General features: G+C 69.2%; 12 protein-coding genes. All 12 read right to left on the bottom strand.

What is annotated here, in order from left to right; all coding sequences use genetic code 11:
* Positions 1-30: 30 nt before the first annotated feature.
* Positions 31-783 carry a TIGR03936 family radical SAM-associated protein gene (locus LDL49_RS53065; RefSeq protein WP_308016306.1) on the bottom strand — a complete coding sequence of 251 codons (753 nt, stop codon included), beginning with the start codon at positions 781-783 and terminating at the stop codon, positions 31-33.
* A 165-nt stretch (positions 784-948) separates the two neighbouring features.
* Positions 949-2,859: a TIGR03960 family B12-binding radical SAM protein gene (locus LDL49_RS53060; RefSeq protein ID WP_225302578.1), complete on the bottom strand. Its 1,911-nt coding sequence runs from the start codon at positions 2,857-2,859 to the stop codon at positions 949-951.
* A 20-nt stretch (positions 2,860-2,879) separates the two neighbouring features.
* Entirely contained in the window at positions 2,880-3,059 is a 180-nt protein-coding gene (locus tag LDL49_RS53055; protein ID WP_225302577.1) for a hypothetical protein, read from the bottom strand.
* Positions 3,060-3,063: 4 nt separating this feature from the next.
* Complete coding sequence (rodA, locus tag LDL49_RS53050; RefSeq protein WP_308016305.1) at positions 3,064-4,230, bottom strand: rod shape-determining protein RodA; 1,167 nt, start codon at positions 4,228-4,230, stop codon at positions 3,064-3,066.
* Complete coding sequence (mrdA, locus tag LDL49_RS53045; protein ID WP_225302576.1) at positions 4,227-6,515, bottom strand: penicillin-binding protein 2; 2,289 nt, start codon at positions 6,513-6,515, stop codon at positions 4,227-4,229. The genes rodA and mrdA overlap by 4 nt, the downstream gene beginning before the upstream one ends.
* On the bottom strand, positions 6,512-6,979 hold the full coding sequence (mreD, locus tag LDL49_RS53040; protein WP_225302575.1) for a rod shape-determining protein MreD: 468 nt from the start codon (positions 6,977-6,979) through the stop codon (positions 6,512-6,514). The genes mrdA and mreD overlap by 4 nt, the downstream gene beginning before the upstream one ends.
* Positions 6,976-7,854 (bottom strand): rod shape-determining protein MreC, encoded by an 879-nt coding sequence (gene mreC / locus LDL49_RS53035; RefSeq protein ID WP_225302574.1) that lies wholly within the window; start codon positions 7,852-7,854, stop codon positions 6,976-6,978. Before mreC ends, mreD begins: the two co-directional genes overlap by 4 nt.
* Positions 7,854-8,885, bottom strand: coding sequence for a rod shape-determining protein (locus tag LDL49_RS53030; RefSeq protein ID WP_225302573.1), 1,032 nt, complete (start codon positions 8,883-8,885; stop codon positions 7,854-7,856). Before LDL49_RS53030 ends, mreC begins: the two co-directional genes overlap by 1 nt.
* Before the next feature lie 545 nt (positions 8,886-9,430).
* Entirely contained in the window at positions 9,431-9,889 is a 459-nt protein-coding gene (gene ndk / locus LDL49_RS53025; RefSeq protein WP_225302572.1) for a nucleoside-diphosphate kinase, read from the bottom strand.
* Positions 9,890-10,462: 573 nt separating this feature from the next.
* Positions 10,463-12,124 carry a hypothetical protein gene (locus LDL49_RS53020; RefSeq protein WP_225302571.1) on the bottom strand — a complete coding sequence of 554 codons (1,662 nt, stop codon included), beginning with the start codon at positions 12,122-12,124 and terminating at the stop codon, positions 10,463-10,465.
* Positions 12,125-12,135: 11 nt separating this feature from the next.
* A complete protein-coding gene (locus LDL49_RS53015; protein WP_225302570.1) occupies positions 12,136-12,474 on the bottom strand; it encodes a DUF4233 domain-containing protein in 339 nt (112 codons plus the stop codon).
* Positions 12,474-13,763 (bottom strand): bifunctional folylpolyglutamate synthase/dihydrofolate synthase, encoded by a 1,290-nt coding sequence (locus LDL49_RS53010; RefSeq protein WP_225302592.1) that lies wholly within the window; start codon positions 13,761-13,763, stop codon positions 12,474-12,476. The genes LDL49_RS53015 and LDL49_RS53010 overlap by 1 nt, the downstream gene beginning before the upstream one ends.
* Positions 13,764-14,266 lie beyond the last annotated feature (503 nt).

The following is a 14,266-nucleotide window of genomic DNA, read 5'->3' as shown; positions in this document are numbered from 1 at the left end:
GGTCGTACCCCGCTCACGCAAGGCACGTCCTTAACCGTCGACCTGCTCACCCGCCGAAACCGCCTCGCCGCCGCGCGTAGTGTCGCGGTCCAGGCCGAGCGGATCGGCAAGCGCACCGGTGCTGGCGTCAAGCGGCCCCTGCGCCAGCCTGGTCACCTCGGGGGGAACCGGCGGCGCGAAGTCGGCCACAAGGCGCAGCCCTGTGAGCACATCGTCGGGTCGTACGGCAGGAATCACGTGCCGAACAACCATGCGCAGTATGACACACGACTGTCCTGGCACCTGAGCTGCGGTTCTGTCTGCTCCCTCGGGCACCTCGAGCCTCAGCACCGCCTCCCGGGCGTCGAAGCGTCGGGGCCCCTTCTTGGTGAGGCGTTCGACCTCCACGGCCTCGGCGGCGAGGAACTTCGCCACCGCCGTCTCCGCGAGCTCCCAGTCGGCGCCGGGCAACCGCACATCCCACTCAGACGCCTCCAAGCGGTCGGCCAGCCCGCCAACGGTGGCCTCCACGACGTCGAGCACGTCGAGACCAGGCGGCAGAGAGCCGTCCAGGTCGGCACGGATCCGTCCGGGTTCGCACGGTTTCGTGACGCCGATCTCGAGGTATTCGGCCTCGCTGGCGACGCCGGTCGGCGCCGCGCCCGCATAGGAGATCTTCGGATGGGGTGAGAAGCCCGCACTGAACGCCACCGGAATGCCGGCACGGCGGACCGCTCTCTCGACGGCCCGCGAGATGTCGCGGTGGCTGGTGAAGCGCAGACGTCCGCGCTTGGCGTAGCGCACACGCAGGCGCTGCACCGTAGGCGCGGGCGGGGGCCCATCGGGAACAGGTTTCAGAGCTGGTCGTCCTTCCCGTGTAAGTGTTTCCTTCGTCTCAGGATATGCCGCTCCGGAGGCTCAACGTCCCAGATCATGTACGGCGAGGCACGGGCCGCGCACTCAGCGCGGCTAGACCACCGTGAGAGGAAGAAGTTTCTTACCCGTCGGGCCGATCTGGATCTCCGTCCCCATGGTCGGGCAGACGCCGCAGTCGTAGCACGGAGTCCAGCGGCAGTCCTCGACCTCGGTCCCGGAAACGGCCTCCTGCCAGTCCTGCCAGAGCCATTCGCGGTCGAGCCCGGCGTCGAGGTGGTCCCAGGGCAGGACCTCGTTCTCCTCGCGCTCGCGCACGGTGTACCAGTCGACGTCGACGCCGGCCTTCTCGGCCGCGGCCATCCAGCGCTCGTAGGAGAAGTGCTCGCTCCACCCGTCGAAGCGCCCGCCGTCCTCCCAGACGGCCCGGATCACCGCGCCGACCCGGCGGTCGCCGCGCGACAGCAGGCCCTCCACGATCGACGGCTTGCCGTCGTGGTAGCGGAAACCGATGGCCCTGCCGTAATTCTTGTCGCCCCGCAGCGAGTCACGCAGCGCCTTGAGCCGCCGGTCGACGGTCTCGTGGTCGGCCTGGCTCGCCCACTGGAACGGCGTGTGCGGCTTGGGCACGAATCCGCCGATGGAGACCGTGCAGCGGATGTCGCGCGAGCCGGTGATCTCGCGGCCCGCCTTGATGACCTTCTTGGCCAGGTCGGCGATGCCGAGCACGTCCTCGTCGGTCTCGGTGGGCAGCCCGCACATGAAGTAGAGCTTCACCTGCCGCCAGCCCTGTGAGTAGGCGGTGGTGACGGTGCGGATCAGGTCTTCCTCGGTGACCATCTTGTTGATCACCCTGCGCATGCGCTCGGACCCGCCCTCCGGGGCGAAGGTCAGGCCGGAGCGCCGGCCGTTGCGGGAGAACTCGTTGGCCAGGTCGATGTTGAACGCGTCGACCCGGGTCGAGGGCAGCGACAGCGAGGTGTTGGTGCCCTCGTAGCGGTCGGCCAGCCCCTTGGCCACCTCGCCGATCTCGGAGTGGTCGGCGGACGACAGCGACAGCAGACCGACCTCGTTGAAGCCGGACTCCTTGATCCCGTTCTCGACCATGGCGCCGATCGTCGTGATCGACCGCTCGCGGACCGGGCGGGTGATCATCCCCGCCTGGCAGAAGCGGCAGCCACGCGTGCAGCCGCGGAAGATCTCCACGCTGAACCGCTCGTGCACGGTCTCGGCCAGCGGGACCAGCGGCTTCTTCGGATAGGGCCACTCGTCGAGGTCCATGACCGTGTGCTTGTGCACCCGCCACGGGACGTCGGGCCGGTTGGGCGCGACCCGCGTGATGCGGCCGTCGGGGTGGTAGTCGACGTCGTAGAACTTCGGCACGTAGACGCCGCCGGACTCGGCCAGGCGCATGAGCAGCTCGTCACGCCCGCCGGGGCTGCCCTCGCCCTTCCACTCGCGGATGACCTCGGAGATGGCGATCGCGATCTGCTCCCCGTCGCCGAGCACGGCCGCGTCGAGGAAGTCGGCGATCGGCTCGGGGTTGAAGGCCGCGTGGCCGCCCGCCAGCACGATCGGGTCGTCGTCGCCGCGCTCCACGGCCAGCAGCGGGATGCCGGCGAGGTCGAGCGCGGTCAGCATGTTGGTGTAGCCGAGCTCGGTGGAGAACGACAGGCCCAGCACGTCGAAGGCGCGCACCGGCCGATGGGCGTCCACAGTGAACTGCGGTATGCCCTCCGCGCGCATGAGCGCCTCGAGGTCGGGCCAGACGGCGTAGGTCCGCTCGGCCAGCGTGGCGGGCAGCTCGTTGAGGATCTCGTAGAGGATCGCGACACCCTGGTTGGGCAGCCCGACCTCGTAGGCGTCCGGATACATCAGCGCCCACCGCACGTCGGTGGAGTCCCAGTCCTTCACGGTCGAGTTGAGCTCACCCCCGACATACTGGATGGGCTTCTGCACCTTGGGCAGCAGCGCTTCCAGGCGGGGAAAAATCGACTCGACAGTCATGGCACCCAGACTAGCGGCGCTCAGACGGTGGCAGGTCCCGGGATGTCGATGTCGTTGCCGCTGAGAACGATCAGCTTGTGCCCTTCGTAGCAGGTCAGCTCGATGGCGATGACCCCGCTGGCGAGGTTGTGCACGGCGGTGATGTGGCTGACGGGCAGGAGGAAGCGCTCCTCGCACTCGTCGCAGTAGGCCAAGAACATACTGTCAATTAAACGACTGTTCGCGGATCCGGATCGACTGGAGAAGCCCGATCGAGATGAGATTCGCGAACGTGGCCGTGCCACCGTAGGAGACGAACGGCAGCGGCAGCCCGGTGATCGGCATGATGCCGATGGTCATGCCGATGTTGACGAACGTCTGGAACGCCAGCCAGCACACGATCGTCCCGGCCACGAGCGTGCCGAACCTGTCCTCGCACAGCCGGGCGATCCGCAGCCCGCGCACCAGCACCACGCCGAGCAGCAGCACCACGGTGAGCGAGCCGAGAAACCCGAACTCCTCCCCCGCGACCGTGAAGATGAAGTCGGTGTGCTGCTCGGGCACGAACCGGCCGGTCGTCTGCCCGCCGTCGAAGAGCCCCTTGCCGAACAACTGCCCCGAGCCGATGGCGATCAGCGACTGCGTGCTGTTGTAGCCGACCCCGCGCGGATCGACGCGCGGATCGAGAAACGCGGTGAACCGCGCGACCTGGTACGGCTCCAGCATCCCGAACGCGAACACGCAGAACACCCCGACCCCGGCGATCAGCGCCAGCAGGATGATCCACCTCTTGCGCACTCCCGCGATCACCAACCCGGCGGCCGTGATCACGGCCAGCACGAGCGTGGTGCCGAGGTCGGGCTGCAACATCACCAGCCCCATCGTCAGCAGCGCGGCGAACAGCGCCAGCCAGACGTCCAGCCCGCGCGGCCGATCGCTGCCCTCGCCGGGCTGGGCCAGCAGCATCGCGATGATGAGCAGCAGGCCGAGCTTGGCGAACTCCGACGGCTGCACGGCGAAGCCGCCGCCCAGCAGGATCCACGAGTGCGAGCCGTTGATCGTCGCACCCAGCGGCGTGATCACCAGTCCCAGGCCGACCAGCGAGAGCAGAAACGCCAGCGGCGCGTACGCGCGCATCGCGCGATGGTCGATGACGGTCACCGCCGCGCAGAGCAGCGTCCCGATGGCGAGGTTGAGTACGTGTTTCTTGACCAGCCCCGTCGAGCCGGGCGCCCAGGTGCGGGTCGACGACCAGACCAGCAGCGTGCCGATCACGCAGAGCGCGGCGACCGCGACCAGCATCACCCCGTCGAGCCGCCACATGGCCGACTGCGCGCCCACCGCCCGCCGGGCGAACGAGCGCCGCCCGCCCATCAGCGTGCGGTCCATCATCCTCCCGCCTCCGTGCCGCCCTCCTTCTTGGTGCCCTTGCTCGTGCCGCCCTCCCCTGTTCTGCCCGCCACGGTGCCACCTGTCCCCGCGTCACCTGACCGCGCGCCGCGTTTCTCCGCACCGCGTTTCTCCGCACCGCTCCTGCCCTCGTCACCTGTCGCCGGGCCGCTCTTGCCCTCGTCACCTGTCTCCGGGCCGCTCGTGCCCGGGCCGTCCGCCACCGCGCCGTCGGTCGTCCTGTCACCGGCCACTGTGCCGTCGGCCGAGATCTTCGGCAGCTTGGACACCGGCCGGCCCGCGGGCAACGCGGGCTTGTTCTTGGCGAAGCCGAAGATGCCCTCGTAGATCTCGCGTGCGGCGGGCGCGGCGGTGGAGGCGCCCATCCCGCCCTGCGAGACCATGACGACCACGACGAAGTGCGGGGCTTCCGCCGGTGCGAACGAGGCGAACCAGGAGGTGTCCTCCTTGCCCCACACCTCCGCGGTGCCGGTCTTTCCGCCGATCCGCACCTTGTTCATCGGGAACCCGGAGAACGCCCCCGCCGCGGTGCCGTCGGAGGGCACGTCGCTGAGCGCGTCCTTGATGTAGAGGCGCTCCTTCTTCGACAGCGGCAGCTTGCCGACCACCGGCACGTCGATGCGCCTGACCAGCGCGCCGTCGGGCCGGACCGTGGCCCAGCCGATGCGCGGGCTGCGCAGCTTCCCGTCGCTCACCAGCGCCGCGTACGCCCTGGCCAGCTGGAGCGGCGTCACCAGCACGTCGCCCTGACCGATCGAGAAGTTGGCCGAGTCACCCGCCCGCAGCAGGAAGCCTTCCAGGCAGTTCTCGTTGGCCAGCCGCTTGAGGAACTCCGCCCGCGACTTGTCGGCCACCTCCGGATAGCCGGTCTTGGCGCGCCGGCAACTGGTGCCGCTCGTCTGGGCCCACATGTTCTTCTTCCAGGTGCGGTCCGGGATGCGTCCGGACGACTCACCCGGCAGGTCGATGCCCGTCGGCTTGCCGAACCCGAAGGCCTTGGCCGTGTTGGCGAACACCTCCTTCGGCGCCTTCTTCGGATTGAGCCCGCCGTCCTTCAGCCACTGGTCGTAGCCCGCCCGGTAGAAGATCGTGTCGCAGGACTTGACCAGGGCGGTGTGCAGGTTCATGGAGCCGAGGCCGATGCCGTGGAAGTTGTGGAAGGCCCGGTCGCCCACCATGACCGCCCCCGGGCAGTCGTACGTGCCGTTCAGCGGATACCCGGCCCGCAGCATCGACGTCACCGACGACACCTTGAACGTCGAACCGGGCGCGAACATCCCGTTGAGCGCCCGCGACACCAACGGCTTGCCCGTGGCGTCCGACAGCAGCCGCTGGTAGCCGCGGTCGGAGATCCCGCCCGCCCAGACGGCCGGGTCGTAGCCGGGCATGCTGGCCAGCGCGATCACCCGGCCGGTGCCGGGTTCGAGCACGACCGCCGCGGCGCCGTCCGCCTTGGGGGCGTTCTTCATCGCGTGCTGCAACGCCTGCTCGGCCAGGTCCTGCACGCGGGCGTCGATGCTGGTGACCAGGTTGTCGCCGCTGACGGGCGCCACCTGCTCCTCCACCCCGATGGCCTTGCCCATCCGGTCGACCTGTACCCGCCGCAGCCCGGCCTTGCCGCGCAGCTCGTCGTCGTAGATGTACTCGAGGCCGTCGCGCCCGACCAGGTCGACGCCGGAGAAGGCGGCCTTCAGCCCTTCGCGCTTCGCCAGCTCGGCCTCGGTGACCGGCTGCAGGTAGCCGAGCATCTGCGCACCGGCCTTGCCACCGGGGTACTGCCGGACGGACTGGATCTCGGCGGAGATGCCGGGAAACTCCTCCTGCCGCTCCAGGATCTGCAGCGCCTGGCGGGTGTCGGCCCGCTCCTCCACCGGGATCGGCTGGTACGGAGAGCCGGTCCAGCAGGGCTTGGTCACCCCGGGCCCGCACGGCGTGATGCGTTTCTGCAGCTGCTTGACCGGCTGGCCCAGCACCTCGCTGAGCTTGCGCAGCACCGGAACCCCCTGCTCGGGCATCCTGATCAGCCCGGTCCGGTCGACCGAGACGACCAGCGAGGTCTGGTTGCGCACCAGCGGCCGCCCCGAGGAGTCGAGGATCTGCCCGCGCACGGCCGGCACGATCACCGACCGCGTCCTGGTCTCCGTGGCCCTGGTGACCAGCTCCTGCCCCCGCACCACCTGCACCTGCCAGAGCCGCAGGCTGAGCACCGCCAGCACGCCCATCACGATCACCTGCAGCACGACCAGCCGGGTCCGCATTCTGATCATTGCGGGAACCTCGGGTGCGGCCTCTCACGGGTGACCAGCCAGATGGCCAGGGGCGAGACGATCAACGTGTAGACGACGGTCACCGGCACCTGCTCGGTCAGCGTCGAGAGCGTCACCCGCGGATCGGCGATCAGCCCGCCGAGCGCCGCCGACACCAGCGGCGCCATCAGCACGCACAGGACGACGGTGGTGGCCGGACCGCCGACGCCCCGCCCGGCCACATAGCCGACCAGCGCGAACACGAACGCGTACTGGCCCACCAGATGCGCCGTGGGCGGCACGATGTCGACCAGCAGTCCCGCGCAGAACCCGATGATCGCCCCCGCCGCGGGCCCGCGCAGCAGCGCCATCGCCACCACGACGAGCAGCACCACGTCGGGCGCTCCCCCGGCCGGCAGCGGCAGCCGGTTGATGAGCATGACCTGCAACAACACCGCCGCCAGCACGCACAGCCCAACGATCATCGCGGCCCCTCCTTGGGTGGTAGCACGGCGTCCCTCGGGTCCTTCGCCGGCGCCCCCACCACCACGCCGACCACGTCGAGCGCGGTCAGATCCGCGTACGGTCTGGCGTACGCGATGCGGGTCAGCTCGCCCGGCGTCGCCTCCACCCGCTCGATCACCCCGATCGGCACCCCGGCGACGTACGGCGCGCCGCGCTGGGAGCCGAAGCTGACGATGCGACTTCCACGGGTGATCGCCGCCGTCGAGTCCAGCAGCCGGAACCGCACGAGCCGCCCGTTCTCCCCCACCCCGTGCACGACGCCGATCTCCTGACCGCCTTCGAGCCGGGCACCGGCGGCCGAGCCCGGGTCGCTGATCAGCACCACGGTCGAGCTGTCGGCGGTCGCCTGGATGACCCGGCCGACCAGCCCTTCACCGTTGAGCACGGTCATCTCGGGGCGTACGCCGTCGCCGGTGCCGACGTCGATCTCGATGGCGTCCTCGAAGCCGGGCTGGCCGCGCCTGGCGACCACGTTCGCCGTAACGATCTTGTAGCCGCCGAGCCCCGCCACACCGAGCAACCGCTTCAGCTCCGCGGCGCGGGCGGCGTCGAGCCGGCTCGCGGCCAGACCGGCCCGCAGCCTGACGTTCTCCGCCTTGACCCGGTCGAGCTCGGCCTGGGCGGCGGGGGCGTTGACGATGGCGTGGAAGAAGCCGCCGACCGGGCGGACCACGGAGCCGCCGACCTGCTCGACCGTACCGAAGAACCACGAACCGGCCGTGCGCAGCGGCCACAACGGCGAGGCCGCGCCGGCGCGGTGGTCGACGGTCAGGACGACCAGCGCCACCGTGAGCAGCGTCCCCAGGATCAGCCGGGCGTGGCGGGAGTCTCTCATCAGCGACGTGACTCCGGTACGAGCACCTGGTGCAGCGCCTCGAACTCCTCGACGCACTTGCCCGAGCCGAGCGCCACCGAGTCGAGAGGGTTCTCCACGAGGTGGACGGGCATGCCGGTCTCGGTCTTGATGCGTTCGTCCATGCCCTTGAGGAGCGCGCCCCCGCCGGTGAGCGCGATGCCGCGGTCCATCAGGTCGCCGGACAGCTCGGGCGGGCACTTGTCGAGCGTGACCTTGACGGCGTCCACGATGGTGTTGACCGGCTCCTCCGTCGCCTTACGGATCTCCTCGCCGGACACCACGACCGTCTTCGGCAGGCCGCTGACCAGGTCACGGCCGCGGATCTCGGCGTGCAGGTCCTCACCGATGGGACACGCCGAGCCGATGGCCATCTTGATCTCCTCCGCGGTGCGCTCGCCGAGCATGATCGAGAACTCCTTCTTCGCGAAGGTGATCACCGCCTGGTCGAGCTCGTCGCCACCGACCCTGATGGACTGGCTGGTCACCACACCGCCCATGGAGATGATGGCCACCTCGGTGGTGCCGCCGCCGATGTCGACGACCATGTTGCCGGTCGGCTCGTGCACCGGCAGCCCCGCGCCGATCGCCGCGGCCATCGGCTCCTCGACGATGTAGACCTTGCGGGCCCCGGCCTGGTATCCGGCCTCCTTCACCGCCCGCTGCTCCACCCCGGTGATGCCGCTGGGCACGGCGATGATGATGCGCGGCTTGGCGAAGTGCCGCCTCTTGTGCACCCGCTGGATGAAATAGCGCAGCATCCGCTCGGTGACGTCGAAATCGGCGATCACACCGTCCTTGAGCGGCCGGACGGCCACGATGTTGCCCGGCGTCCGCCCGATCATGCGTTTGGCCTCGATGCCGACCGCGACGATCTTCCCGGTGACAGTGTTGATCGCGACGACCGACGGCTCATTGAGCACGATGCCCCGGCCGCGCACGTAGACCAGCGTGTTGGCGGTGCCGAGGTCGACCGCCATATCACGGCCGAGAAACGCGAGCTTGCTGCCCATGGGGAACGGAGCCTTCCGTAACGTCGTTCGCGAATGACTACGGATCGAATTCGAATCGTAACGTGACGTTACCCACCAGGGCGCGCAATGAGCCCCCTGTGCCCCACAAATTCTTCAGCCCATCCGGAAGCCCCGATGTCGCCGCAGGCGAAGGACAACATTGGGCCTCCGTCTTGCGCCGTTTTGACCCACCCGCCGGCTGCGGCCGTCAGTCGGAAACCTGGGGATCTAACTCCCCTATGCCGTGGCCGGGCCAATTCACGGAAGACGGCCGACAGCGCGCACGTCACGGCGCCCGGCCACCTCCATCGGAGGAGCGTGCCCCTGGACAGGCGCCAGCCCTGTGCGGCGGGTGGGGTGCACCGGGCTTGCCGTACAAGATCGCAAAAAGCCTGCCATAGACAGGCCGCACGCGACCCCGCACAGCCCGGTGTGGCCGGGCAAAAATTGCGCAAAAAAAGCGCCCGCCATCATGGCGGGCGCTCGGCACATCAAAGACGTCGGAGAAAGCAGAGACGTCAGAGAGAGCAGAAAAAGCGGGAAAACTAGAACCGGTCCGGGAAGAAGATCTTGATCTCCCGCGCGGCCGACTCAGGCGAGTCGGAGCCGTGGACGATGTTCTCGCCGATCTCCAGCGCGTGGTCGCCGCGGATCGTGCCGGGCGCCGACTTGACCGGGTCCGTGAGCCCCGCCAGCGCGCGGAACGCCTCGACGGCGCGCGGCCCCTCCAGCACCAGCGCGACCAGCGGCCCCGAGGTGATGAACTCGACGAGCTCGCCGAAGAACGGGCGCTCGGAGTGCTCGGCGTAGTGCGCCTTGGCGGTGTCGACGTCGAGAGTGCGCAGGTCCATCGCAGCGACCTTCAGGCCCTTGCGCTCCACGCGGGCGATCACGTCACCGATGAGGCCACGCTTCACCCCGTCGGGCTTGATCAGGACAAGAGTGCGCTCGGACACTTGAGGTTCTCCTTCGAACAGGGTGTGGGTTCGGGGCTGCGGCCACATGCACCGGCTTGGCTCCGCGGGGAATCGGCCCGGGGGCGCAGGCCCTCGCGTCGAGGTGGCTGCGGCTCAGCTTACCGCCCACGACGGCTCCCCCGTTTCCACCCGACCGAGCCCCATCGGCACCCAGGCCCCGCACACCGGCACACCTCGCGCCAGCCACCCTGTACACGCTCGGTCGGCGACACACCATCGACCAACAGGTGGCACTCCAGGGAAACCGCTCCCACGGGCCGGTCCCACACGATGGTCCAACGGCGGCCCTACAGGCCCGCTCCACGGGTGGCCCTACAGACCGGCCCTACACGGGACCCTACGGCCGACGCCTCGGACCGATCCAGCGGTCCAGCCCTACGCGGTGTCGTACGGACCGGCGTTACGGACCGGCCCCACGCGGTCACCCTAGGGGCCGGTACTCCGGGCCAGCCCTACACCGGCCCCTACGCCCAGTGCTCCGGACCCGCCCTACGCGGGGTCCTATGGGCCGGTACCTCCTATGGGCCGGTGCCTCGGGTGTGCCGGTGCCTCGGGCCGATCCAGCGGGCCAGCCCTATGCGGTGCTCCTATGGGCCGATGCTACGGAGTGGTGTCCTCGGGCGATTGAGCCTGAAGCGGGACAGGTGGGACAGGGCCGGTCACCTCGCCCACCCCCTCCACACTCGCGGCATCCCCGTCAGTCCCACCGGAGGAGTCGGGGGACACAGGCATGCGCGGTATCGCCCCGGTAGGCCGAGAAGAAGCCGAAGACCCCGGATGACCGCCTGCACCTGGCGACGACACCGAAGACGCCAGATCGCCGCCTGCATCCGGCGAAGACACCGAAGACGCCGAATCACCGCCCATCGACTCGGCCGCTTCATCCGCTTCATCGGCCGGAGCCGCGCGCCGCGAGAGCAACTCCGCCAGGACGATGACCGCGACCACCAGGAACCCGCCGATCAGCGACCACAGATGCAACGTGCCCACGAACCGGTCCACCAACTGCTGCGCCACCGTGACCCCGCGCAGCATCATCAACTGCACCCCGGTAGCCAGCAGATAACCAGCCAGCACACCGGGGAAACAGAGCGCCAGGCCGAACAGCGCCGCCCCGATGCCCGCCTGGCTGAGCGCCGACGTGAGCGCCACCGCCGCACCCGCCGCCAGCAGAGTGAACGGGATCACCAACACGAGCCCATCGGCCGCCGGCACCAGGACCCGCACCGAACACAGGCCGACCACCATCGCCAGCAGCCCCAGCGGCGCGAGCCACCGCGCTCCGGCGAACAGCCGCACCGCGATGGCGGAGGCCAGCGCCAACACACCCGCCACCACGAACGGGATCCACAGTCCGGTCATACCCGGACCACCGAGGCCGCGCATCTCCACGTAGGTGATCTGGGCCAGGCTCGGGAGCAGCACGATGCCGACCGCGACCATGACGTACGCCAGTGTGCGGCCCTCACGGCTGCCGAAGGAGGCCATCACGAGCAGCGCCACGATCGCCAGCACGGCCAGCAGGATGACCAGACCGGCCCCCCACTCCTCACTCGCGGTGCTGATGGCCACCACCGAGATGCCCACCGCGGGGACGCTCGCGAGCATCAGGCGGCTGCGTTCGGCGGCCCGTGGCGTGGGCATCGGCGGCTGGCCGTGCAGCAGCCAGACGACGAAGTAGACCGCTGCCAGCGCGAGCGCGATACCCGTCAGCAGCGGGTACGGCTGGAGCGTGATCTTCCAGTCGCTCACCTGGTCGAGCGGCCACAGCGCGAGCGCCTGGGCGGCGAGCAGGCTGAACGCCAGCATGCCGGTCCAGATCGCCCGCAACGCCATGGAACGCTCCCAGGCCGCGACCAGCGTGGCCGGGATGAGCAGGCCCGCGCCGATCCCATGCAGCACGCGCAGCGTCGCCACCAGGAACGTCGAGCCCGCGAACCCGCCCGCGACGTCGGCCAGCGCGAGCACCGTGAGCCCGCCGAGCAGCATGTGGGGGACCTTTACGTGGCGCAGCGCCACCGCGGCGAGCGGAACCGTGAGGATCATCGCCGGGAGCGCCAGCCCGTGCGCGCGCATCAGCGCGAGCTTGTCGAAGCCGTCGGGCAGCAGACCCGAGACCACGGACACGGTGTTGGGGATCGCGAGCATCGCCAACGGCAACACCACGATGATGAGCAGCCCGAGCACCGAGTCGAGCAACCATGGGAACCTGAGTCCCGCGCTGTGTGCGTTCGGGGACCGCTGGATCGGGGGGACGGCCATGTTCGCCGACTTTAGCGGGAAGTCACGCCCTCGACACGGCGAGCGACGAATATCGCGGTAATCCATAGCGCCGCGAAGATCACTCCCAGGAAGAACATCGTCGGCACGAGGAACCCCGTGCCGATGGCCAGGACCTGCAGAATGGTGCCCGCGACGTACGCGAAGGGCCGCTTGAGCAGCCCGGCGACGATCACGCACAGCACCGCCAGCCCGATACCGACAGTGACCGCCACCCCCGTCTGGACGCCGCTGTTGATCGCCACCGGCGTAATCAGGGCGGCGACGATGGCCTCCATGCCGAGGACGCTGGCGCCGAGCCGGCGCATGCCCGGGGTGACCTGGAAGTTCATCACACGCTCCCCGCCTTGAGCAGGTGACGGGCGTCTCCGGCCGTCACGACCGAGCCGGTGATGAGCACGCCCGTGCCGCTGAACTCACCCTGGGCGTCGGCGATGCCGATGCCCATGTCGATGGCCTCGTCGAGGCGTTCGACGACCCGCACTCTGTCCTCTCCGAACAGCGGTATGGCCACCTCCGCCAGCTCGGCGGGCGACATCGACCGCGGCGAGGAGTTACGCGTGACGACGATCTCGTCGAGAATCGGCTCCAGCAGGTCGAGCAGGGTATGCACATCCTTGTCACGCATCACCGCGACGACGCCTACGACCTTGGCGAAGTCGAACGCCTCCTGCATGCCCTCGAGCGACGCCTGCATGCCACCGGGGTTGTGCGCCGCGTCGACGACGACCGTGGGGGTGCGACGCAGGATCTCCAGCCGACCCGGTGAGGACGCTCCCGCGAACGCCTGGCGTACGAGCTCCACGTCGAGCGGGTCGTCACCCCCCGTCAGAGCCTCCACAGCGGCCAGTGCGCAGACCGCGTTGCTCGCCTGGTGCTCGCCATAGAGCGGGAGGTAGACCTCCTCGTAAACGCCCTTGAGGCCGCGCAGCGTGAGCAGCTGCCCGCCCATGGCCACCTCGCGGGCGAGCACCCCGAATTCGAGCCCTTCGCGCGCAACCACCGCGCCGACGTCGACGGCCCGGCGCATCAGCACCTCGGCGGCCTCGAGCTGCTGCTGGGCGAGTATGGCCGTGGCGCCGGGCTTGATGATGCCCGCCTTCTCCCCGGCGATGCTCGGAATGTCCGGCCCGAGCCGGTCTGTATGGTCAAGCGAGATCGGCATGACGACGGCGACGGTGCCGTCCGCGACGTTCGTCGCGTCCCAGGAACCGCCCATGCCGGCCTCGACGACCGCCACATCCACCGGAGTGTCGGCGAACGCGGCGAAGGCCATCGCCGTGAGCAACTCGAAGAACTGGATCCGCCGCCCCTGCGTATCGGCGAGCTCAACGTAAGGAACGATCTCCTCGTATACCTGGGCGAACCGCTCCTCACTCAGCGACTCGCCGTCGACGGTGATGCGCTCGCGCACCGAGACGAGATGCGGGCTCGTGAACCGGCCCACACGCAGATTGCGCTCCTTGAGCAACGCCTCGGTCAAGCGCGCCGTGCTCGTCTTACCGTTCGTGCCCGCTATGTGCACAACAGGGTATGCCTGCTGCGGCGAGCCGAGCAGGTCCATGAGAGCCGCGATCCGGTCCAGCGTCGGCTCGAAGTCCCACTCGACGCCTCGCTCCATGATCGCGCGTTCAACCGCACGAAAGTCCACCCCTCAACCCTACTGACCGTACGGAGCGCTCTCCCACGCCACCGCCTGATGATCAGCGGTTTCGGTACGCCGGGCTTCACCTGCCATGGGCAGCTCACAGGGAGGTGGCACGTGCCGTAGAGCAAGGAGGTACCGGACAAGAAACGCCAAGCGCTTGGCAAACAACCCAACCGGAACGCAAAAGCCCCCGACGCCAAGCCGTCTCCCTCCCGCCCTTGGCCTTCCGCCCAGCAGACCGCCCCGCGCCTCGCGGGACCGCACCCAACAAGGCCCGGAAACGCAAGAAAGGGCCCCACACGGCAAAGCGTGAGACCCATACACCGTACAACGCAGAAAAAAAGGGGGCCCGCACGCGTAAGGCGTGCAACCCCCCGTAACGCAGAAAGGGCCCCACACGTCACGCGTGGAGCCCTTTCCCGCTATCAAAGATTGTCCGGCGGTGACCTACTCTCCCACACCCTCCCGAGTGCAGT

It is taken from the genome of Nonomuraea aurantiaca, assembly GCF_020215705.1.
Classification (GTDB): Bacteria; Actinomycetota; Actinomycetes; order Streptosporangiales; family Streptosporangiaceae; genus Nonomuraea; species Nonomuraea aurantiaca.
Note: the sequence above shows the minus strand (reverse complement) of the source record. Positions and strands in the feature narration are given on the sequence as shown.

Excerpts from the sequence above, each read along its gene's own strand:
- LDL49_RS53055 (WP_225302577.1), bottom strand. The coding sequence starts at position 3,059 with ATGTTCTTGGCCTACTGCGACGAGTGCGAGGAGCGCTTCCTCCTGCCC.
- rodA (WP_308016305.1), bottom strand. The coding sequence starts at position 4,230 with ATGATGGACCGCACGCTGATGGGCGGGCGGCGCTCGTTCGCCCGGCGG.
- ndk (WP_225302572.1), bottom strand. The coding sequence starts at position 9,889 with ATGTGGCCGCAGCCCCGAACCCACACCCTGTTCGAAGGAGAACCTCAA.
- LDL49_RS53030 (WP_225302573.1), bottom strand. The coding sequence starts at position 8,885 with ATGGGCAGCAAGCTCGCGTTTCTCGGCCGTGATATGGCGGTCGACCTC.
- LDL49_RS53015 (WP_225302570.1), bottom strand. The coding sequence starts at position 12,474 with ATGAACTTCCAGGTCACCCCGGGCATGCGCCGGCTCGGCGCCAGCGTC.
- mrdA (WP_225302576.1), bottom strand. The coding sequence starts at position 6,515 with ATGATCAGAATGCGGACCCGGCTGGTCGTGCTGCAGGTGATCGTGATG.
- LDL49_RS53060 (WP_225302578.1), bottom strand. The coding sequence starts at position 2,859 with ATGACTGTCGAGTCGATTTTTCCCCGCCTGGAAGCGCTGCTGCCCAAG.
- LDL49_RS53010 (WP_225302592.1), bottom strand. The coding sequence starts at position 13,763 with ATGGAGCGAGGCGTCGAGTGGGACTTCGAGCCGACGCTGGACCGGATC.
- LDL49_RS53020 (WP_225302571.1), bottom strand. The coding sequence starts at position 12,124 with ATGGCCGTCCCCCCGATCCAGCGGTCCCCGAACGCACACAGCGCGGGA.
- mreC (WP_225302574.1), bottom strand. The coding sequence starts at position 7,854 with ATGAGAGACTCCCGCCACGCCCGGCTGATCCTGGGGACGCTGCTCACG.
- mreD (WP_225302575.1), bottom strand. The coding sequence starts at position 6,979 with ATGATCGTTGGGCTGTGCGTGCTGGCGGCGGTGTTGTTGCAGGTCATG.